17 protein-coding genes, 1 tRNA gene and 1 pseudogene are annotated in these 20,299 nt (G+C 63.9%); 8 read left to right on the forward strand and 11 right to left on the reverse strand.

The window, feature by feature from the left end; genetic code table 11:
* On the forward strand, positions 1-547 hold a 547-nt coding region (locus ACRCSW_RS06970), incomplete at its 5' end, for a thiamine phosphate synthase (protein WP_438703740.1).
* A 92-nt stretch (positions 548-639) separates the two neighbouring features.
* Here the strand turns inward: ACRCSW_RS06970 and ACRCSW_RS06975 are convergent.
* The 5 genes and pseudogenes from ACRCSW_RS06975 to ACRCSW_RS06995 all read right to left on the reverse strand — a co-directional run bounded on the left by ACRCSW_RS06975 (position 640) and on the right by ACRCSW_RS06995 (position 3,647).
* Positions 640-1,158 (reverse strand): GNAT family N-acetyltransferase, encoded by a 519-nt coding sequence (locus tag ACRCSW_RS06975; RefSeq protein WP_438703742.1) that lies wholly within the window; start codon positions 1,156-1,158, stop codon positions 640-642.
* Between the two features lie 5 nt (positions 1,159-1,163).
* Positions 1,164-1,703, reverse strand: coding sequence for a GNAT family N-acetyltransferase (locus ACRCSW_RS06980; protein ID WP_438703744.1), 540 nt, complete (start codon positions 1,701-1,703; stop codon positions 1,164-1,166).
* Between the two features lie 184 nt (positions 1,704-1,887).
* Positions 1,888-2,157: a 50S ribosomal protein L27 gene (gene rpmA, locus ACRCSW_RS06985; protein ID WP_438703745.1), complete on the reverse strand. Its 270-nt coding sequence runs from the start codon at positions 2,155-2,157 to the stop codon at positions 1,888-1,890.
* Between the two features lie 87 nt (positions 2,158-2,244).
* A pseudogene (gene rplU / locus ACRCSW_RS06990) lies at positions 2,245-2,616 on the reverse strand (50S ribosomal protein L21); the annotation flags it as partial.
* 179 nt (positions 2,617-2,795) lie between these two features.
* Positions 2,796-3,647, reverse strand: a complete 852-nt coding sequence (locus ACRCSW_RS06995) for a hypothetical protein (protein WP_438703746.1) — start codon at positions 3,645-3,647, stop codon at positions 2,796-2,798.
* A gap of 191 nt (positions 3,648-3,838) precedes the next feature.
* On the opposite strand from ACRCSW_RS06995, the gene ACRCSW_RS07000 reads away from it, so the two are divergent.
* Both ACRCSW_RS07000 and ACRCSW_RS07005 read left to right on the forward strand, forming a co-directional pair.
* Positions 3,839-3,928, forward strand: a tRNA-Ser gene (locus ACRCSW_RS07000).
* 400 nt (positions 3,929-4,328) lie between these two features.
* On the forward strand, positions 4,329-7,622 hold the full coding sequence (locus ACRCSW_RS07005; RefSeq protein WP_438703748.1) for a hypothetical protein: 3,294 nt from the start codon (positions 4,329-4,331) through the stop codon (positions 7,620-7,622).
* Positions 7,623-7,732: 110 nt separating this feature from the next.
* Here the strand turns inward: ACRCSW_RS07005 and ACRCSW_RS07010 are convergent, their stop codons facing one another.
* Positions 7,733-8,443, reverse strand: a complete 711-nt coding sequence (locus ACRCSW_RS07010) for a type 1 glutamine amidotransferase domain-containing protein (protein ID WP_438703749.1) — start codon at positions 8,441-8,443, stop codon at positions 7,733-7,735.
* A 97-nt stretch (positions 8,444-8,540) separates the two neighbouring features.
* Positions 8,541-9,458, reverse strand: coding sequence for a LysR family transcriptional regulator (locus ACRCSW_RS07015; protein WP_438703751.1), 918 nt, complete (start codon positions 9,456-9,458; stop codon positions 8,541-8,543).
* A 711-nt stretch (positions 9,459-10,169) separates the two neighbouring features.
* Between ACRCSW_RS07015 and urtA the strand changes: the two genes are divergently transcribed.
* The 5 genes from urtA to urtE are packed head-to-tail and all read left to right on the forward strand — an operon-like array spanning position 10,170 to position 16,065.
* Positions 10,170-11,390 carry an urea ABC transporter substrate-binding protein gene (gene urtA, locus ACRCSW_RS07020; protein WP_438703784.1) on the forward strand — a complete coding sequence of 407 codons (1,221 nt, stop codon included), beginning with the start codon at positions 10,170-10,172 and terminating at the stop codon, positions 11,388-11,390.
* A 60-nt stretch (positions 11,391-11,450) separates the two neighbouring features.
* Positions 11,451-13,394, forward strand: coding sequence for an urea ABC transporter permease subunit UrtB (gene urtB / locus ACRCSW_RS07025; protein WP_438703785.1), 1,944 nt, complete (start codon positions 11,451-11,453; stop codon positions 13,392-13,394).
* A gap of 3 nt (positions 13,395-13,397) precedes the next feature.
* Positions 13,398-14,630, forward strand: a complete 1,233-nt coding sequence (gene urtC / locus ACRCSW_RS07030; protein ID WP_438703752.1) for an urea ABC transporter permease subunit UrtC — start codon at positions 13,398-13,400, stop codon at positions 14,628-14,630.
* Positions 14,627-15,370 carry an urea ABC transporter ATP-binding protein UrtD gene (gene urtD / locus ACRCSW_RS07035; protein WP_438703753.1) on the forward strand — a complete coding sequence of 248 codons (744 nt, stop codon included), beginning with the start codon at positions 14,627-14,629 and terminating at the stop codon, positions 15,368-15,370. The genes urtC and urtD overlap by 4 nt, the downstream gene beginning before the upstream one ends.
* A complete protein-coding gene (gene urtE, locus ACRCSW_RS07040; protein WP_438703754.1) occupies positions 15,367-16,065 on the forward strand; it encodes an urea ABC transporter ATP-binding subunit UrtE in 699 nt (232 codons plus the stop codon). Before urtD ends, urtE begins: the two co-directional genes overlap by 4 nt.
* Positions 16,066-16,111: 46 nt before the next feature.
* Here urtE and xylB read toward each other — a convergent pair whose 3' ends face one another.
* Genes xylB through ACRCSW_RS07060 form a run of 4 tightly spaced genes read right to left on the reverse strand, consistent with a single transcriptional unit; the run spans position 16,112 to position 20,246 of the window.
* The gene (gene xylB / locus ACRCSW_RS07045; protein WP_438703756.1) at positions 16,112-17,563 is read right to left on the reverse strand and encodes a xylulokinase; all 1,452 of its coding nucleotides are present in this window, start codon (positions 17,561-17,563) and stop codon (positions 16,112-16,114) included.
* Entirely contained in the window at positions 17,563-18,531 is a 969-nt protein-coding gene (locus ACRCSW_RS07050; RefSeq protein WP_438703757.1) for a sugar-binding transcriptional regulator, read from the reverse strand. The genes xylB and ACRCSW_RS07050 overlap by 1 nt, the downstream gene beginning before the upstream one ends.
* A gap of 7 nt (positions 18,532-18,538) precedes the next feature.
* Entirely contained in the window at positions 18,539-19,366 is an 828-nt protein-coding gene (locus ACRCSW_RS07055; protein ID WP_438703759.1) for a carbohydrate ABC transporter permease, read from the reverse strand.
* 1 nt (position 19,367) lies between these two features.
* A complete protein-coding gene (locus tag ACRCSW_RS07060) occupies positions 19,368-20,246 on the reverse strand; it encodes a carbohydrate ABC transporter permease (protein ID WP_438703761.1) in 879 nt (292 codons plus the stop codon).
* Between the last annotated feature and the right edge of the window lie 53 nt (positions 20,247-20,299).

Genomic DNA, 20,299 nt, shown 5'->3' on the forward strand with positions numbered 1-20,299 from the left:
GATCGGAAGGGTGCTCGACGGGGTCGAGATCGCCTGCCTGCGGCTTTCGCTCGGGACGAAGGACGAAGACATCCTGATGCGCGCCGCCGACGCTGCACGTGAGGTGGCTCACGCCCGCGACGTGGCCGTGGTGATCGACAACCATCTGATCCTGGCCGAACGGCTGGGTCTCGACGGGGTTCACCTGACCGACGGGTCGCGGAACGTCCGCAAGGCCCGCAAGGACCTTGGTGCGGATCCGATCGTCGGGGCCTTCTGTGCGGCCAGCAGGCACGACGGGATGACGGCGGGCGAGGCCGGGGCGGACTATGTGTCCTTCGGGCCAGTCGGAGAAACCACGCTAGGCGACGGCAGCCGCGCACCGTTCGAGCTGTTCGAATGGTGGTCCGAGGTGATCGAGGTGCCCATCATCGCCGAAGGCGCGCTGACGGCCAAACTGGTCGAACGCTTCGGCCCGGTGACCGATTTCTTTGCCGTGGGTGAAGAAGTCTGGGGGGCCGACGACCCGCTGGCGGCGCTCAAGGCCCTGCTCGCGCCCTTGGGGTGAAGCCTCGTCGATGACTTCGTCACTCCTCGGCACACAGCGAGGAGAAGCCGAAGGCGAACGAGGAGCGGCCGGTCGGACTAGAAGCTTGCTGGTCAAACCAAAACGGCCCGAAACCTCTCGCGTGTCAGAAGCAGTTCGACATGCGATCGGTCGACCCCCATCGCCGCGCAGTACCGCGAGCTCCGGCCGGTCTTGACGAAACCGAGCTTCTCCAGAACACGGGCCGAGCGGGAATTGCCCTCGAAGTAGCCGGACACGACTTCATCGTCGCTGCCGCCGAAATGTGCAGCCAGAACACAGCGAGCCGCTTCGGTCGCGTATCCCCGCCCTTGAGCGCGAGGCGCAACCCAGTAGCCGAGGATGCACTCCTCCAGACCCATAACTCCAGCAAAGCCCGTGTCGTCTTCGATGGTGAAGACCTCGCCGGGCAGCGCAATCTCGGTCAGGAAGTGCTGGAAATCCGCAGGCGTGTAAGGATGCGGGACTTTGGAAAGCCAACCGGAGATCGCAAGATCATCGATCGCGGAAACGACGGCTGACTCATCAGAGGCAGCCACCGGGCGCAGCACGAGCCGCGCCGTCCGCAGGACTGCGCGACGGGCATGATCCATCGCCGTCAGTCCAGCTTGCGGATGTACGTCCAGGTCGGCGCCGTGGCCCCCCGCGCGACCGAGAAGCTTTCGGCGTCACCCAGATACTGGAACCCTGCATTGGTCAGCACGCGGGCCGAGCCCGGATTGTCCTGGAACGCCTCGGCGAACATGGTGCAGTTCTTCTGGGGGTTCGCGGCGACAAGGGCCTGCACGGCCTCGGACGCAATGCCGTGGTTCCAGAAGGCAGGCGCCACCCAGAAGGCGACCTCGGACTGGTTGCGGTCCATCTTCTTCAGCGAGATCACGCCCAGAACCTCGGGCAACCCCTCGCGCGTGCCGTCCATGACCCAGATGTCCTCGTCCCCGCCCGAGGCCATGGCGCGGGCGCAGAAAGCCTCGGCCGCGCCGGGAGGAAGCGGATGCGGAATACCTTGCGTCGCCTCGGCCACGCGTTTGTCGCCGGCGTAAAGCGCGAAAAGCCCGGCGTCGGACTTGCGTACGGGGCGCATCGTGAACCGGTCGGTCGCAATCTCGACCGGGGCGGCAATCTTTTCCAGGATCATGGCTTCCCTCCTTCGAAGCACATGTGGGGATTGTCGGTTACCCGCGCAATCGCCCGATTTCTTGACCCTCGCGCGGTGATAACGTGGCATATCGCCACATTCCTCCCGGAGCGGGTCCGGAAACGAGAAAGGGGACCGGCCTTTCGGCCGATCCCCCTCTACAATCAGATTGTAAAGTTTCGGCTTACTCGGCTGCCTCCTGGGCGGGCAGTACCGAAATGAAGGTGCGGCCCTTGAGACCTTTCTTGAAGGTCACGCGGCCCTCGACCTTGGCGAAGATGGTATGGTCAGTGCCCATGCCCACGCCCTCGCCCGGGAACCAGGTGGTCCCACGCTGGCGGCAGATGATGTTGCCGGGAATGGCGTGCTGGCCGCCGAAGAGCTTGACGCCCAGGCGACGACCGGCGCTGTCACGACCGTTGCGGGAGGAACCGCCTGCTTTTTTGTGTGCCATGGTGTGTTACTCCTGAGCTGCGACAGCGGCCTTGGCGGCGCGCTTCGGTTTCTCGGCAGCGACGGGGGCCGCAGGCTTGGTGCCCGGGGCCTCATGCGCGGCGCGGCGGGCGGCGACGGTGCCGGTGGCAGCCTTCACGCCCGACTTCTCGGCGCCCTTTTCCAGCACTTCGGTCACGCGAACCAGCGTCAGGTGCTGGCGGTGGCCCTTGGTGCGCTGCGACGAGTGCTTCCGGCGGCGCTTGACATAGTGGATGGTCTTCTCGCCCTTGATCTGGTCGATGACCTCGGCCTGGACAGCCGCGCCCTTGACCATCGGCACACCGATCGTGGTGCCGACCATCAGGATATCGTTGAACTGGATCTTTTCACCAGCTACGGCATCAAGCTTTTCCACGCGCAGGACGTCACCCGCCTGCACCTTGTATTGCTTGCCGCCGGTCTTGAGGACCGCAAACATGGGTCTTTCCTTCTCTTGCTCCGCGCCCTGTGGCCCCCATTTCTGGGCGTTCCGGGAGTTGCCTCCGCCTCGGACAGCGCGCCCTTGCGGGCGTCATGAATGAATGGCCCGGCGAGAGTCGCCCCTCGCCGGGATGCGCGCTTATGCGGCGAAGGCGGCGAAGTGTCAAGCGGCTCGCGTCAGATATCGCGGCCCTGCATCGCGATGCCCGCCGCCCGGCCAAGGTCATACGAGACCTTGCGGAAAACCTTGTCGTAGGCCACGAAAAGCGCCGCGTTCAGCCGCTGTCCGGCCGGGCTTTCCATGAAGTCGATATAGGCCTGCAGCTCGGCCTCGGTCAGCGGGTCATAGGCCAGACCAAGGAAGGCATAAAGCCAGGACGAGGTGTCCTCGCGGATCTGCGCTTCCTGCGCCCAGACATCGGACATGATCTGGTCTTCGGGCATGGCCCTGCCATAGGCACCTGTCTCGGCCATGCCCTTCATGTAGGCCAGATTGCCCGACAAGGCCCCCGCGACGTTCATCTCCAGCAGATCGCCTGCCTCGACAAAGCGACGGACCAGCGCGACTTTCGGGTCGCGATTGGCCGCGCGGTCATCGGCTGCCACACGGGCGGCCTCTTCGGTGGCGGTGTCAAGAAACGCGCGGCGGGCCTCGATCTCAAGTCCGACGACGCGCTGGCCAAGATCGGAGGCGAGGAAATCCATGATCGATTGCATCGTCGCGGGATCCGAGGCGAGCTCGGCCCGAAGCGCCGCGTTGAAGCGGGCGCGAAGCAGACGCACGTCATAGATCGCCGAGACCGTCGCCTCCCATCCCGCGCCGCCGCCGGACGGGAACATGTCAGTCTCCATCGTCTTGCCGTAGTCCAGGCCTTCGTCGCGGAGGACCTCGAAGAGTTCGTCCAGCTGCAGGACTTCCCCCAGTTTCGCGATCGAGACGACGGCTGCGGGCTGCTCGACCGCGGTCTCGGCCATAGCCGGAGGCGTAAAGGCAAGAAGGGCTGCGAAAGCGAGGCGCGGCAGAAGCATGGCGGATCATTCCCGAACTGGCCCGGACAGGGCAGGAAAAGAGGTAGCCCCTTCCCCTGCCCTTGCCAAGCGGGCCTGATGCAACTGGCTGTGATTGCGTTAGCTGGGGAAGCGGCCTTTCGGCGGAATGCCCCTTGCTTATCGCGTTTGGCCCGGCTATCTCCCCCCGACATAGACGACCCCTGAAGCGCGGAGAGGTGACGGAGTGGTCGATCGTGGCGGTCTCGAAAACCGTTGTAGGTTTGCGCCTACCGTGGGTTCGAATCCCACCCTCTCCGCCACCCTTCCTTGAATACACTGTCTTCTTGACCATCAAGGGCGTCTAGACTGGCGTCCTGATCAGCAAACCGGATTTCGTCTGCTGCACGCGGGGTCAGGACCCGTCACGTCGATTGCGGCGGGTAAGACTTCGTCAACCCTCCTGAGTTATGCCTGCTCGGATGTCCGTGACTGGTTGGCAAGTGTCCGCGCCAGTACAGCCCATCCGGTTAGAAGGTTGCCGTCACCGTGTCCATTATACGACTTCGCGGACTTCTCGCCGCTGTTGCTCTGTTCATGACCTTGGCAGCTCAATCTTTGTACGCGGAGGCTTTGTCGCTGCCATTTCCGCAAGGCTTTGTCGGAACCGTCGGATCAAACACCGGGCAGGCAAATGCCATCAGGAATTTCGCGACACTAGGCGTGGCGAGCACCTACTTCATTCAGAACTCGACTACGGGGGCGTTCGGCGGCACTCAAGGCAACGATCTGTCGGGCACGCTGCGCCTCGTGCTGAACAGCGGCCAGACGATCGACATTCCCGGTGCCATCAACTGGCGCATCTCCCAGGGGGCCACCCCGCACTACTTCGGGTTCATCCCGGCACCCGGACCTTCCTACACCATCGTCTATGGCAGCAATCAGACCTACACGCTGAACAGCAGCAGCAACTACGGTCTGCGCAAGATTGGATCGACGGTCAGCTATGCCGATGGGTCGAACGCCAGCGGGAATGCGGCAACCAGCGGGTTGGTGGCTCTTCTTAACGACTACCTGACCGTCGTGCGGGCGACAGGGCCGCAAGTAACGGGGCCCTCAGGCGTCGCGGGGGCAACGACATCCGCCAAGACCGTTGACGAAGGCCAGACAGCGGTAACGACAATGACCGCGAACAAGGCTGTCGGCTGGGCGCTTTTCGGTGGTGCGGACGCTGGCGCCTTCGCGATTGACACAACGACAGGGGTGCTCACGTTCCTGACCGCGCCGGACTTCGAGATGCCGACGGATGCGGACGCGAACAACACCTACGTCGTGACCGTCCAGGCCACCGACAGCAGCGGCTATACAGCGCAGCAGACGGTGACTGTGACCGTGGTGGATCTGGATGACACCCCGCCCCTGATCACGGGGGCGGCCGCGGCATCCGTCCCGGAAGGTCAGACAGCTGTCGCCGCGTTCACAGCGAATGAAGCGGTCGTATGGACGCTTGCTGGCATCGATAGCACGGCCTTTACGGTGAGTGCGTCGGGCGCGGTCAGCTTTCTGACCGCACCGGACCGTAATGCACCCGCGGACGCGAACGGCGACAATGTCTATGAGCTGACGATTACGGCCACCGACACGGCGGGCCACCTCGGCCAGTTGGCCTTTACCGTCACAGTGATCGCAGTTGCTCCAGGCGATACGACCCCGCCCGTGATTTCTGGTCCCGCCGCGGCGAGCGTAGCAGAAGGCCAGGCAACCGTCGTCAGCTACACCGTGGACGAAATGGTAACGTGGAGCCTTGGCGGCCCGGATGGCGCGGCCTTTGCGGTGGACGCCGCTGGCGCGGTCACCTTTCTGACGGCACCGGATCTTGATGCACCCGCTGACGCGGACGGCGACAATGTCTACGGGTTGACGATTACGGCTACCGACGCGGCGGGCAACCTTAGCCAGCAGGCCCTGACCGTAACGGTGACCGAAGTCATCGTGGCCGATGCGACCCCGCCCATCATCACCGGTCCATCAGGGACAGGTCAGGCGCAAAGCGCAGCGGTCACCGATGGCGAGACCGCCGTCACCACCTTCATAGCAAATGAAGCGGCCACCTGGAGCGTCGATGGTGGAGATGACGCCGGCGCCTTCACCATCGATGCCGGGACCGGTGCGCTGTCCTTCACCACCAGTCCATCGTTCTCCGCCCCGACCGATGCCGACGGCGACAATGTCTATCTTGTCACGATTGCCGCCACCGATCCTGCGGGCAACCGTAGCAGCCAGACACTGGCCGTGACCGTGGCAGCACCAGTCGACACAACGCCGCCAACGATTTCCGGGCTCGTCGCCGGAACGGTGAATCTGCCCGAGGGACAGATGCACGTCGCAAGTTTTTCGTCGAACGAGGCTGTCGTCTGGTCGATCAGCGGCTTGGATGCGGGCGCCTTTTCCATTGCGGAAACAGGGGAGCTGGCCTTCACTGCACCACCAAACCATGCAGCACCCGGCGACGCCGATGGCGACAATGTCTATGTGGTCGCAGTCGTTGCCATCGATGCAGCCGGGAACTCCAGTCAGCATGTGCTGACGGTAACCGTGACCAAGGTCATCGTACCCGACACGACGCCGCCCGCCGTCAACGGGCCATCGGGTGCAGAAGGCGCGACGGCTTTCACCATGGCTCTTCCCGAGGGGCAGACTGCCGTTACTGATTTTGCCGCCGATGAGCCTGTGACCTGGTCAATAACGGGCGGCCCGGACCAGTCGGCGCTGGCCGTCGATCCGGCAACCGGCGCAGTGCGCTTCGTGATCACTCCGGATTTTGATGTCCCGTCGGATGCCGACGGCAACAGCACTTATGTGATTGTCCTCACAGCAACTGACACGGCAGGAAACAGAAGCACTGTCACGCTAACGGTGATGATTCTGGATGCCGACGACACGGTGGCCGAGGTTTTTGACGGCCACGACGAGGACATCGTGGAGATCGTCGAGGAGATAGAGCGCAACCACCTGCGGTCATCCCTGACGTCGTTGCGGGGCATGACAATCGCCGCGCGGGACCGCTTCATTGCCGCCCAGCGGATGCGCGAGAGCTGCAGGGACGACGATGATCTGGCAGCCACGGCGGCGCTCGCCGGGTGCAGCCGGATCGCCTCACGCAACGACATCCCTTTTGGCCTGCAGGGTCAGGTGCAGGTTGGAAGGGGTGGAAGCTTTGCGACAGGCACGTTCTATGGCCAGGCCGGCAGCTTTGACGGCACCCGGCGACGGATCATTGAGGGCAACTACGCATTCGTCGACAGCGGGGCCGGTGTCACCACGGTGGATATCACCGGGCGTATCGCCTGGGAACGCCTCGTTTCCGAACGCGTGATGCTCGGCTTCTTCGTTGGCGGCAGCTTTTCGCAGGCTGATATCAGGAAGCGCCTGACCGGGCGGTCGGACAAGGTCAGCCTTTCGCTGGGCAGCTACTTCGTGGCCGAGCTTCGCCCCGAGCTCTATCTTGACGGCTTCCTGTCGGTTGCCGCGTCGCGCAACATGCTGGCACTGCGGAACGGCGATATCCAGGTTGATGGCACGTATGCAGCGCAGTCGCTTCTTATGGGATTGGCCCTGTCCGGCGTGATTGCCCGCGACGGATATGAGTTGCGACCCGAAATTGCGCTGGCCTATGGCGCGACGAGGATTCGCAGCCTTCATCTTGACGCTACGGCTGCGGATACGACAGAAGCCTTCACTGCCACCGTCGAAGCGGTGGATTTCGCGACGCTCCGCATTACACCGGAGCTGCGCATTCCTCTTTATGCCCAATCCGACGCCGCGCTGTACATCATTGCCCCAAGCGTCGTCTGTGACTGGACGGATGATCGTCTGGACTGTGGTGGCGGTCTGAGGCTGGGGCTGCAGGGGACGAGCCGAGACCGCCGCACGCGCTTCGACATCATGTTCGAGGCTGATCAGATCGGCGGCAAAGATCGCATGGCTTTAGGCGCGCAGATCGAGCATCGGTTTTGACGGCTTGCAATTGCCCGGCAAAGCACGGCGGCCCGCCAGAACGGACCGCCCATCAACATGCCCCCCGGCGCGCCAACTCGAAGCGCGCAGCTACTGACGCCGCAACAAGATCAGTCCGCGCTGACCAAAGGTGCGGTGGCAAGAGCGGCCAGCATCAAGTCGGCCACGGCCTTTGCTGACATCGGGTTTTGGCCAGTGACAACGCGGTCGTCGCTGACGGCCTTGCTTGTCCATTTCTCGCCGGCTTCAAACCGACCGCCGAGATCGCGGAGTCGGGACTCCAGCATGAATGGCATCGTGGTTGAGAGGCTGATCGCGTCTTCCTCGGCATTGGTGAAGCTGTTTACCCGCAGACCCTTTACCAGCGGCGTGCCATCAGGGCGCCGCACATCGACAAGACCAGCCGGCCCGTGGCACACAGCCGCAACCACACCTCCCTTCGCGTGCAAAGTGCCAAGCAGTCGTGCGAGCACAGGGTTGCCGGGGAAATCCCACATCGTGCCGTGGCCGCCGGGCAGGAAGACCGCATCGAAATCCTCGGCTTTCAGATCCTCCAAAGCCACCGTGGCGGCAAGTTTTGCCATTGCGCCGGGATCGGCCGCAAAGCGGTTGACGCTGGCCGGGCGCTCTGCGGCGTCCCCCCGGAAGCTGCCCGGATCATGGGCGGCTGGCCCTCCCTTGATGGAAGCAATGGTCACATCGTGACCGGCGTCGAGCAACGCGAAGTAAGGTGTCGCCAGCTCCTCGAAGTGAAATCCCGTCGCGCGTCCGGTGTCGCCAAGTTTCGTGTGCGACGTCAGAATGATAGCGATGCGTGCCATGGTAGAAGCTCCAATGATTGCGTATCGCAAAGCTAGGGCTTCCGAATTCCATCGGGAAATCGTGATTTCCAATACCAGCTATCGCCAAAAGGCAGGATCAGCCCGCCGCGGCAGCAAAGGCCTGTTGCACTACCTCGCGGAACCAGCGTTCCGCCGGGTCGCGGTCAGCGACCGCCCGCCACACCAGTGTGTTGGTGACAAGCGGGATCGCAACCGGCACGGGATCGATGGCAAGACCGCCCAATGCCGCCAGCGAGTTTGCCACGAAATCCGGCACGACCGAGATCATGTCCGAGCCCGGCAGAACACCCAGCAGCAACCCGAAGTTGGCGATCCCGACGGCGATGCGGCGCGAACGACCGAGCTTGGCGAGTGCGTCATCCACGAAACCCGTAAGGTCCCCTGACGGCGACACAAGCACGTGGGGGCGGGCGCAGAAGTCGTCGAGCCCCTCTATCGGTGCGGTCGACGCGTCCCGCACTGTCACCCATGGCGAATGCCTCAGCGCTTTCATCTTCGCATTCGCGGGCGGTCTTTCGCGCATGTAGGCGACGGCTGTCGAGATTTCGCCCGTTGAAAGCATTCCAGGCAAGGTGCGAAAGTCGCCGAGGCGCACGACGAGGTCGCAGTTCGGCGCTGACTGCCTGAGCGTGGCGGTCAATCCCGGAAGCGCTGACAGGCCGACCGCGTCCGTGCAACCGAAGCGGAACACGCGCGCATCAGTGGCCGGATCGAAGGGCGCCGCTGAGGAAAGCGCTGCGGCCAGCCCGTCGAGATGAGGTTTCACCGCTTCCAGAAGCTCCAGCGCCCTGGCGGTCGGCTCCAGGGCCCGGCCGTTTCGCACAAGAAGCTCGTCGTTGAACGTCTCCCGAAGCCGCATGAGCGCGCCCGAGATCGTAGGCTGAGCAAGAAAGAGCCGCCTTGCCGCCCCGACCGTGCTGCGCTCTTCGATAAGCGCCACGAATGTCTTGAGAAGATTGAGGTCAATCCTGTTCACGTCTGAGGTGTCGGGCATCAGTCAACCTTGGCTGCGAAGATCGACTCGTCCGGCTTGCCAATGCGACATCCCACAAGGACGCCCGATTTCTCGTATCGGCCGGGCCGATTTCCCACTGGTCGATCTGGCTCCTAGCTCTGCGGTGCGGCGCTCAGACCGCCTGCTCATCAAACCACAGGAGCCATCCACGACCAAGACTTTCCGCACGGCAGTCAGAGTTGTAGCTCTGGCAGGCCTCATCGGCATCCAAACCGGGAAATCGGGCCAGATCGGACGCTGACCAGCCAACCGGGGCGTACGACAAAGCTGCAGAACCTGGCTGCGGCTTTGCTGCGCAAGTCGAATCCCTCCAGGCTGCGTCATCCTGTCATCACTTTTCCTTGCGCCCATTTTCTGCGCCGCGGCATCCTCTGAGCGCAAAAGATTTGTGCATCTCGGCCCAGTCTCATTGAAGCGAAAGCCGACGGCTCCGATCGGATTGATCGGTCCGCAGACTCTGCGCTCCTTGATCTTGCCTGGAATGGTCCAGGCAGACCGAGGTCCGCACAGGCGGTCGAATTGGGGGATTACCTGCGAACCTCGGAATAAGACACGTGCTGCACTGCAATTAGAAACGTCTCTCCAAAGAACAGGGCACTGCGGGGAGCCAACAGAGGGAACACTATGAAACTGACCAGACGCGCACTCTTGGCATCCGGGATCGCCTCACTTGCCATTCCCCGCATTGCAATGGCCCAGGCCGAGACCATCAAGGTCGGTGTCCTGCATTCGCTGTCGGGCACGATGGCGATTTCGGAGACCACGCTGAAGGACACCATGCTGATGCTGATCGAGGCGCAGAACGCCAAGGGCGGGCTTCTTGGCAAGCAGCTTGAGGCGGTGGTGGTCGATCCGGCTTCCGACTGGCCATTGTTCGCTGAAAAGGCACGCGAACTCCTCACTGTTTCTAAGGTCGACGTCATGTTCGGCTGCTGGACCTCTGTCAGCCGCAAATCGGTGCTGCCGGTGATCGAAGAGCTGAACGGGCTCTTGTTCTACCCGGTGCAGTACGAAGGCGAGGAATCGTCGAAGAACGTGTTCTACACCGGTGCTGCGCCGAACCAGCAGGCGATCCCGGCCGTGGATTACTATCTGGAAGAGCTGGGCGTCACCAAATTCGCGCTTCTTGGGACCGACTATGTCTATCCGCGCACGACGAACAACATTCTTGAGGCCTACCTGATCTCCAAGGGCATTCCGAAAGAGGACATCTTCGTCAACTACACGCCCTTCGGCCATTCTGACTGGTCCAAGATCGTCAGCGATGTGGTGGCGCTTGGGGCAGACGGCAAGAAAGTCGGCGTCATCTCGACGATCAATGGCGATGCGAATATCGGCTTCTACAAGGAGCTCGCGGCGGCCGGTGTTACCGCCGACACGCTGCCCGTTGTCGCCTTCTCGGTCGGCGAAGAGGAGCTTTCGGGCCTCGACACCACCAACCTGGCGGGCCACCTGGCTGCCTGGAACTACTTCATGTCCGCCGATACACCCGAGAACGCGGCCTTCATCGAAGCCTGGAAGGCCTTCATCAAGGACGACAAGCGTGTCACCAACGACCCGATGGAGGCTCATTACATCGGCTTCAACATGTGGGTGAATGCGGTGACTGCGGCGGGGACAACCGAGGTTGATGCCGTATCCGCTGCAATGATCGGGCAGGAATTCCCGAACCTGACCGGCGGGATGGCCAAGATGCTGCCGAACCACCACCTGACGAAGCCCGTGCTGATCGGCGAAATCCGCGCCGATGGTCAGTTCGACATCATCAGTCAGACCGACCCGGTGCCCGGTGATGCCTGGACCGACTACCTGCCGGAATCGGCGGTGCTGGAGGCCGACTGGGCCGAGCTGAAATGCGGGATGTACAACAAGGAAACCTCGACCTGCGTCCAGCTTAAGTCGAATTACTGATCCTTGCGGTGCGGGAGGGGGCCACCTCCTCCCGCAGCTTTACCCATGACCGGAACGTCCATGCGCCTGACCGCCCTTTTCGTCGCGGCCATTCTCTGGTTTGCACCCTCGCTGGCCCTGGCCGAAGGTGAGGCGGCTGAGATCGTCGCCGAGAACCGCGATCAGATCGAAAAGCCCTCCCGCCAGACGATCGGACCGGTGATCACCGCCCTTGCGGCCAGCGGCGACCCGATGGCCGACGACATTCTGTCGGCTTGGGCCGAAAAGCGGTTGGTCATCCGCAAGGCTGACGACGTGATGTTCCTCGCGATGCCCGAGGGCGACGGCTTTGCACTGACCACGCTTGACGGCACCGCTGCCGGAACGGCTGCCAAAGGCGAGATCACCGAGCTCAAACCCAACGCCGGGGTTCGCGGCCTGATTGGCGCGGCACTGGTGCAGTTCACCCTGTCCGACCCCAACCCCGCCCGCCGGGCCGAGGCGCTGACGTCCATCGCCCGCGACCCCACGGCCGAAACGCTGGAGCCGCTTCGCGCATCCATCGCAGATGAGACCGACCCCGCCTTGAAGGCCCGGAAAGAACGGCTGGAACGCTTTCTGACCCTGCGCTTCGACCCGGACTCTGCAGCCCGTGTCGCCGCCATCGAAAGCCTTGGCTCCGACACCTCGCTGGACGTCCGCGCCGCGCTGAACCCGCTGGTGGCCACCAAACGCATCGCTGTGGCCGGGGAACCCGATGGCCAGAATGTCGCCCGCACCCTTACGCCCGGTCGCAACTTGCCCGAGGCCGAAGCCTACGACCTTCTTGTCGTCGCCGAACTTGCGCCCGCGCGCCTGACGCTTGAGGCGCAGCGCGCGGCCCTCGTGGCAAACATCGTCGATGGCAAAGTCGGCGGCATTCCTGTCGCCGAGCTTGACACCCAAGCCGCCCGTGACCGCGCCTACACCGCGCTTGAGGCGGCAGGCACCGTCCCGGTCGCCGCCACCGACGCCGAGGTCGCCGCGGCGCTGGCCGCGCACGGGTTTTACGAAGTCTTTGCCGAACCGGACGCCGCCGTGACGACCGCCGCAATGGCTACTTTGAACGGTATCGACCGCAAGGTCGGCATGATGCAGGCCGCCGACCTCGGCCTTGATGCGCTGTCGCTTGCCGCGATCTACTTCCTCGCCGCCATCGGCCTCGCCATCACCTTCGGCGTCATGGGCGTGATCAACATGGCACATGGCGAGTTCATCACCATCGGTGCCTATACCGGCTTTGTCGTGCAGCTTTTCGTGCCGAACTACACGTTGTCGATCCTGATCGCCCTCCCCCTCGCCTTCGCCGTGACCTTCGCCGCAGGGGTTGCGATGGAGCGACTGGTGATCCGTCACCTCTACAAACGCCCGCTGGAGACGCTGCTCGCCACCTTCGGCATCTCCATCGCCCTCCAGCAAATCCTCAAGAACGTGTTTGGCACCCAGGCCCGCCCCCTCACCGCCCCTGGCTGGCTGGACGGAGCACTCGTCTTCAACGACGTCGTCTCGATCAGCTACATCCGCATCGCGATCTTCGTCCTCGCGCTCCTGTTCCTCATGTTCTTCCTCTACCTGATGAAACGCACCCGTCTTGGCCTTGAGGTCCGCGCCGTCACGCAAAACCCCACCATGGCCGCCTCGATGGGCATCAACCCCGACCGCATCAACATGCTGACCTTCGGCCTTGGCTCCGGCATCGCGGGCATTGCTGGGGTGGCCATAGGCCTTTTCGCCAAGGTCACCTCGGAACTCGGCACCGACTACATCGTCCAGTCGTTCATGACCGTGGTCGTGGGTGGCGTCGGCAACATCTGGGGCACGCTCGCCGGGGCCACGATGATCGGGTCATTGCAGAAGGTGATCGAGTTCCTGAACCCGTCCAACACCCTGGCCGCCCAGACCTACATGATCCTCTTCATCATCCTCTTCATCCAGTTCCGGCCACGCGGCATCATCGCCTTGCGTGGCCGAGCGGCGGGGGATTGATCGATGAACCGCAGCTTCTTCCTTCGCAACCCGTCGGTCCTGATCTTCATTTGCGTGCTGGCGCTATTCACCGTCTTCGTCACCGTGGCGTCAGAGGCTTACGGCCTCGGCTTCGTCTCCACCTCGTTCGTCAAGACCTTGGGCAAGACGCTCTGCCTCTGCCTCGTCGCCCTCGCGATGGACCTGATCTGGGGCTACGCCGGCATCCTGTCGCTCGGCCACATGGCCTTCTTCGCCCTTGGCGGCTACATGATCGGCATGTGGCTGATGTATGCCCGGACCGAGGAAATCGTCGTCGCATCCCTGGCCAACGGCGGCCTCCCCGCCACGCCCGAGGAGATATACCAGGGCATCGCCACCCAGATTTTCGGCGTCGTCGGCGCCTCCGACCTCCCCGCGATCTGGACCTTCGCCCACAGCCTGCCCCTGCAACTGGCGCTGGCGCTGGCAGTCCCCGGCCTCCTCGCCCTGGTCTTCGGCTGGCTCGCCTTCCGCTCCCGCGTGACCGGCGTGTACCTCTCCATCCTTACCCAGGCGATGACCCTGGCGCTCGCGCTCTACCTCTTCCAGAACGACAGCGGGCTTCGGGGCAACAACGGCCTCTCCGGCCTGCAGAACCTGCCGGGCCTCGGCGAGACCTTGCAGGACCTCGTGTCGATGTGGTTCTTCTGGGCCTCTGCCTTCGCGCTAGGCGTGACCTACCTCACCCTAAGCTGGATCGTCTCCGGCAAGTTCGGCTCGGTCATCCGCGCCATCCGCGATGACGAGGCAAGGGTGCGCTTCCTTGGCTACTCGGTCGAGGGTTACAAGCTTTTCCTCTTCACCCTGACGGCGATCATCGCTGCCATCGCAGGCGCGCTCTACTATCCGCAGGCGGGCATCATCAACCCCGCCGAACTCGCCCCAATCGCATCGATCTACCTCGCCGTCTGGGTCGCCATCGGCGGACGCGGCAGGCTTTACGGCGCAGTCATTGGTGCTGCCTTCGTCTCGCTCGTCTCCAGCTGGTTCACCTCCGGGCGTGTCCCCTCAATCAACCTCGGCTTTGCCACGATCAACTGGGTGGACTGGTGGCTCGTCCTCCTCGGCCTCGCTTTCGTCGCAGTCACCCTCTTCGCCCCCAAAGGCATCGGCGGCCTCTTCGACCGCTTCCAGCACATCGGCACGCCCGACCGCAAGGGCGCCCCCCTTGGCCCCGATGATGGCAGCCTGCAGGAACAGGAGGCCCGAGAATGACCGCCCTTCTCGAGGTTTCCGGCATCTCCGTCACCTTTGACGGCTTCCGCGCCATCAACAACCTGTCGTTCTCGATCGGCGCGCAAGAGCTTCGCGCCATCATCGGTCCGAACGGCGCGGGCAAGACCACCTTCATGGACATCGTCACCGGCAAGACCCGTCCCGACAGCGGCAGCGTCACCTTCGGCGACCGCGCCATATCGCTCTTGAAACTGAACGAAGCGAAGATCGCCCGCGAGGGCGTCGGCCGCAAGTTCCAGCGCCCCACCGTCTTCGAGGATCAGTCCGTCGCCGACAACCTGATCCTCGCCCTCAAAGCCCCGCGCAACCCATTCAGCGTGCTCGCCTGGCGACCGAAATCCCCCGACATGGCCCGCGTCCAGGCATTGGCGGATGAGGTCGGCCTCGGTGACCGCCTTCAACAGAAATCCGGCGAGCTCAGCCACGGCCAGAAGCAATGGCTGGAAATCGCGATGCTTCTGGCGCAGGAACCGCGGCTTCTGCTCGTCGACGAACCCGCCGCCGGAATGACCCCGGCCGAGCGGGAACACACGACGACACTCCTCGTCAATCTGGCGAAAACGCGGGCGGTGGTGGTGGTCGAACACGACATGGATTTCGTCCGTCGCCTGAACTGCCGGGTCACCGTGCTGCACGAGGGCGCGGTCCTGGCGGAAGGTTCAATTGATCACGTCACACGCGATCCGCAAGTGATCAGCGTCTATCTGGGGCGTGGATGATGCTTACAACTCAAGGGCTTACCTTGCACTACGGCGGCAGCCAGATCCTGCACGGCATCGACTTTACGGCCAGGATCGGCGAGGTCACCTGCATCCTTGGCCCAAACGGCGTCGGCAAGACCTCATTTCTGAAGGCGCTTGCCGGGACCCACCCCCGTTCGGGCGGGACGGTCACGCTCGACGGGCAAACGCTGCCGGTTTCGCGCCCACAGGATATGGCCCGACGCGGTCTTTCGATCGTGCCCCAGGGCCGGATGATCTTTCCCCTTCTGACCGTGCGCGAAAACCTCGAGACAGCCTTCGCTGTCCTGCCGAAGTCCGAGCACGAGATACCGGACGAAATTTTCACCCTCTTCCCGATCCTGAAGGACTTCCTTCACCGCCGCGGCGGCGACCTTTCAGGCGGCCAACAGCAGCAGCTTTCGATCGCCCGCGCCCTGATCATGAAGCCGAAGGTGCTGCTTCTTGACGAGCCGACGGAAGGCATCCAGCCAAGCGTCATCCAGCAGATCGGGCACGTCCTAGGCTACCTTCGGTCCAGGGGAGACATGGCGATCATTCTTGTCGAGCAGTACTTCGAATTCGCCTACGGCCTGGCGGATGAGGTCTTCGTCTTCCGGCGCGGCACCGTTTCGGCGTCCGGCAAGACGAGCAGCTTTGACAAGGCCGACCTGCGGGCTGCCGTCTCGGTTTGAAGAGGTTCGTTGAAGACGCGGCTGGACGTCGGCAACGCACCACGGCCTATCCGTTCAGCATCTCGCGTGCGGCCTCGCGACGCGGGGCGATCACTTCAGCCAGCCGGGCATCGGGAGCGACGACGCTCGTCTGTGACATGGGCTCGGACAGGACCGAGATCGGCGCACCCGCGGCGACGGCCGCCAAACGCGCGGCGCCCCGCGGACCGGCCATATCCGCGCCTTGGATCAGACCGACGGGCTCGCCAAGCGCAGTCGCAATCAGGCGCAGCCAGAGCGTGCTGCGCGTGCCGCCGCCGACGACAGTAAAGCGTTCCGGGCGCACCCCGACCTCACGCTGTGCCGCGATGCAGTCGGCGAACTGGAAGGCCACACCTTCCATCGTCGCATAGGCCAGCATTGCGGGGGTCACCCCCGGATGCAGGCCCTCGATACGGCCCGTCATGTCCGGGCGGTTCAGCGGCGTCCGGATGCCCGTCAGGCACGGCAGGAAGATGGGAGCGACGGCTGGGCCCTGCTTGGCGACGAAGGCCGCAGCCTCGGCATCCAAGTCGGGCACTTTGCGGCCCGTCATCTGGCCGACCCAATCGAGCGACGCGGTAGCCGACATCACCACACCCATCGACAGGAACATCCGCGGCACGACATGGGCCGAGGTCAGGATGGCGCGCTGCGGGCCGGGGTGAAACGCCGCGTCAACGATGCAGGCAACGCCAGAGGTGCCGATTGTAAGCACAGCATCGCCGGGCCGCGCCCCACCCGCGCCCAGGGTGGAACCCATGTTGTCCCCTGCCCCGGCCGCGACGGCCACCGGCCCAGTGATGCCCCAACGAGACAGCAGTTCGGGCTTCAGCCGCCCGGCTTCGGCCCAGCTGTCGAGGACCGGCGGCAGACTGGCAGCGTTCCATCCAACAGCGGCGCAGAGAGCGGGGTCCCAGCGACCCGCCGCCACGTCCAGAAGTTGTGTACCACCCGCGTCCGACGGCTCTGTCGCCACCTCGCCGGTCAAAGCGAGGCGAACGTAGTCCTTGGTCAGCATCAGCATCCGCGCCCGGTCCATCAGGGCCGGTTCATGCTTCCGCAGCCACATGAGCTTCGGCGCCGTGATGCCCGGATCGGGCGTCCCGTTCGTGCGGCGGCCGATATCGGGGACGGAAGCGAGAAGCTCGGCACATTCGGCCAGCGCGCGCTGATCGTTCCACAGCATCGCAGGCCGCAAGGGCCGCATATCGGCATCAAGGATCAATGCCGCCAGCATCTGACCTGACAAGCCAATGCCCCGGACTGCAGCCATCTCCTGCGGCGCTTCCGCCGCCAGCCGATCAAGGCAGGTGAAGACGGTCGCGACCCAGAGGTCCGGGTCCTGCTCGCTCCACCCCACATGGGGGCGGCTGATCGCGACGGGCTCGGCTGCCACCGCGACAACGCGCGCAAGGTCCTCCAGCAGCACCGCCTTGATGCCCGAGGTTCCAAGGTCGATGCCGATGTGCAGGGCCATCAGTCGCTGTCCAGAAGCGCGCGGGCAGTCGCCTCGTCCGTCACCAGTGTATTCACCACGCCGCGCTTCAGGATCCCGCGGACGACAGCCACCTTGTGTGGCCCGCCCGCCGCCAGGATGACGTTCGGGATCGGCGCCAGGTCTTCCAGCCCGATACCGATGACCCGCTCGTTGATCGGGTGCGCGATCGGCCTGCCTTCCGCGTCGATGACCACGCCAAGGACATCGCCTACCGCACCCATATCGCGCAGGGCCTCGATCGTGACGTCGCCCGGCAGGCCGTCCCGCATCAAAAGCGAGTTGCGCGAGATATCGCCCGCCGCCATCGCCAGCGCATCTACGCTGCGGAGCTTCTCCAGCACCTCGCGGAAGACGTCCAGCTGCATGATCGTGTCGCGGCTTTCGCGGCTTCCGGCGTAAAGCGGCGCGGTGAAATAGCTGTGCTGCGCGCCGATCAGGTCGGCGAGGCGCGTGGTGATCTCGAAGCTGTTCAGGTCCGAGCCGCGGGTCAGCCCCCCCATGACGCTGATCACCTCCAGGTCCGGCCGCTCCATCGCGGCGACGAAGCGGGTCGCGATGTTCAGCGTGCCCCCCCACGACATCCCGAAAAGCCGCACCTTCGGGTCGGCCAGCACTTCGGACAAAAGGTTGCCCAGTGCCGCCCCGACCACCATCTGGACATCGCGCGCCTCCATTGGCGCGGGGGCGACATAGGCCTGTCGCACCCCGAACCGGGCGCGGAGCGCCGCTTCAAGCTCTGCGCAAGCCGCAAACGCCGTGTTGAAGGTGATCCGCACCAGCCCCCGAGCCCGCGCTTCGGCCAGGGCCTTGTTCACCCGCAAACGCGTCGCGCCCAGCTTCTCGGCGACCCGTTCCTGGGTCAGCCCTTCGACGTGATAAGCCCAGGCAACCTGCGCCAGAAACCGTTCTTCAGTGTCGATCTGCGGAAGCTTCGGAGCGCGTGCCATCTTGAGCCTACTTCACGGCCCCCATGGTAAGGCCCCGGACCAGGTGCTTCGACGCAAGCAGAGCAAAGATCAAGACCGGAACGACGATAAGTGTCGAGGTCGCCATGATCTTTCCGTAAGGCACGTCGTAGCCTTCCATGAAGGTCACGGCCATCGCGGGCGCAGTCTTCGCGGCCTTCGGCGCAAGGATGTAGGCGAAAAGAAGCTCGTTCCACGAGAAGATGAACGAGAGGATCGAGCTGACGGCGACACCCGGCATCGCCAGCGGCAGGCAGATCGAGCGGAAGATGCGGAACTGGCTGGCACCTTCAAGCATCGCGGCCTCGTCCAGCTCGCGCGGGATCGACCGGAACTGGTCGGTGCAGATCCAGATCACGATCGGCAGGGTGAAGGTCAGATACATCAGGATCAACGCGAGGTGGGTGTCGCGCAGGCCCAGCTCGCGGCTGATGAGGAAGACGGGGAAGGCGAGGACGACGGGACTGACGAAGCGGTTGGTGATGAACCAGAACCACAGGTCCTGCTTGCCCCGAAACTCGAACCGCGCCAGCGCATAGGCTGCCGGGGTGCCAAGACCCACTGCCAGCGCGGTGGTACAGACAGCAACGATGATCGAGTTGATCAGCGCCGGGCCGACCTTGTCGACGAACAGCACCTCCCAGTAGTTCGCAAGCGTGGGGGTGAACCACCAGACGGGCGGGGATTCAAGTGCCACGACCTGTGTCTTCAGGCTGGTGGTGACCATCCAGTAGAACGGAAAGACGCAGAAAAGGCCGATCAGCAGAAGGACAATCGCTTCGCCCCAGAGGTTGCGGCGTTGGAGGGGGGCGGCCATGTCAGCGGACCTCTCGGTAGAACAGGCGGATGTAAAGCCGCGCCAGCACGATGGTCAGCGCCAGCATGATGATCGACTGCGCCGCCGCCATGCCGATGTCGAACTGTCGGTTCCCTACCCGTTCGATCAGCACCGCGATGAATTCGGTGGCCGAGCCCGGCCCCCCGCGCGTCATGGTGAAAGGCATGTCGAAAAGCTTCAGCGTATCGGCCGTCCGCAGGATCAACACCGCGACGAGAGACGGTATCAGGAACGGGAGTTGCACATGGCGCAGCACCGTCCAGTTCGACTTCGTCTCCAGCTTCGCTGCCTCCTCGATCTCAGGCGGCACCGTCGACAGCCCGGCCAGCAGGACAAGCGCGACAAAGGGCGTCCATTGCCAGATGTCCCAGAGGACGACCGCGATGAATGCATTTGTCGGATCCCCGATAAAATTGATCGGATCGACGCCAACCCAGCCCAGCATCTGGTTGATAACACCGTATTTCTGATTAAGCATCACCTGCGCCAGAAGCCCCACGACGGCATAGGTCGTGGCCATGGGCAGCACCAGCGACAGCCGCGTCAGCGTCTTCCAGAAGGTCAGGCCAGGGCGGTGCAGCACCAGCGCGATGATCAGCCCCAAAGCGATCTGCACCGGCACCGCAATCGCAAAAAGAAGGGCCGTCCGCCCCATCGCCTGCCAGAACACCGGGTCGGTCAGAACCGCGCCATAGTTCTCGAGGCCAACGAACTTCTGTTGCGCAAGCTTGGTCAGATTGAAGTAGTGCAAACTCTTCCAGACCGCATAGAGAAGGGGAGCAATCCCGACGATGGCCAGTGCTGCAACGGCGGGGCCGAGGAAGGCGGCAATCGTGCGCCGGGGCACGCGGATCGACATCGGGAACCTCGCTTTGGTCTGGGCGACCAGGCCCCCACCATCAGGGGCGGGGG

This window comes from Tabrizicola sp., from assembly GCF_051645465.1.
Classification (GTDB): Bacteria; Pseudomonadota; Alphaproteobacteria; order Rhodobacterales; family Rhodobacteraceae; genus Tabrizicola.

What these genes read in the sequence shown, in the direction of transcription:
- ACRCSW_RS06975 (WP_438703742.1), bottom strand. Translation starts at nt 1,158, where the DNA reads ATGGATCATGCCCGTCGCGCAGTCCTGCGGACGGCGCGGCTCGTGCTG.
- ACRCSW_RS06980 (WP_438703744.1), bottom strand. Translation starts at nt 1,703, where the DNA reads ATGATCCTGGAAAAGATTGCCGCCCCGGTCGAGATTGCGACCGACCGG.
- rpmA (WP_438703745.1), bottom strand. Translation starts at nt 2,157, where the DNA reads ATGGCACACAAAAAAGCAGGCGGTTCCTCCCGCAACGGTCGTGACAGC.
- ACRCSW_RS06995 (WP_438703746.1), bottom strand. Translation starts at nt 3,647, where the DNA reads ATGCTTCTGCCGCGCCTCGCTTTCGCAGCCCTTCTTGCCTTTACGCCT.
- ACRCSW_RS07010 (WP_438703749.1), bottom strand. Translation starts at nt 8,443, where the DNA reads ATGGCACGCATCGCTATCATTCTGACGTCGCACACGAAACTTGGCGAC.
- ACRCSW_RS07015 (WP_438703751.1), bottom strand. Translation starts at nt 9,458, where the DNA reads ATGCCCGACACCTCAGACGTGAACAGGATTGACCTCAATCTTCTCAAG.
- urtA (WP_438703784.1), top strand. Translation starts at nt 10,170, where the DNA reads ATGGCCCAGGCCGAGACCATCAAGGTCGGTGTCCTGCATTCGCTGTCG.
- urtB (WP_438703785.1), top strand. Translation starts at nt 11,451, where the DNA reads ATGCGCCTGACCGCCCTTTTCGTCGCGGCCATTCTCTGGTTTGCACCC.
- urtC (WP_438703752.1), top strand. Translation starts at nt 13,398, where the DNA reads ATGAACCGCAGCTTCTTCCTTCGCAACCCGTCGGTCCTGATCTTCATT.
- urtD (WP_438703753.1), top strand. Translation starts at nt 14,627, where the DNA reads ATGACCGCCCTTCTCGAGGTTTCCGGCATCTCCGTCACCTTTGACGGC.
- urtE (WP_438703754.1), top strand. Translation starts at nt 15,367, where the DNA reads ATGATGCTTACAACTCAAGGGCTTACCTTGCACTACGGCGGCAGCCAG.
- xylB (WP_438703756.1), bottom strand. Translation starts at nt 17,563, where the DNA reads ATGGCCCTGCACATCGGCATCGACCTTGGAACCTCGGGCATCAAGGCG.
- ACRCSW_RS07050 (WP_438703757.1), bottom strand. Translation starts at nt 18,531, where the DNA reads ATGGCACGCGCTCCGAAGCTTCCGCAGATCGACACTGAAGAACGGTTT.
- ACRCSW_RS07055 (WP_438703759.1), bottom strand. Translation starts at nt 19,366, where the DNA reads ATGGCCGCCCCCCTCCAACGCCGCAACCTCTGGGGCGAAGCGATTGTC.
- ACRCSW_RS07060 (WP_438703761.1), bottom strand. Translation starts at nt 20,246, where the DNA reads ATGTCGATCCGCGTGCCCCGGCGCACGATTGCCGCCTTCCTCGGCCCC.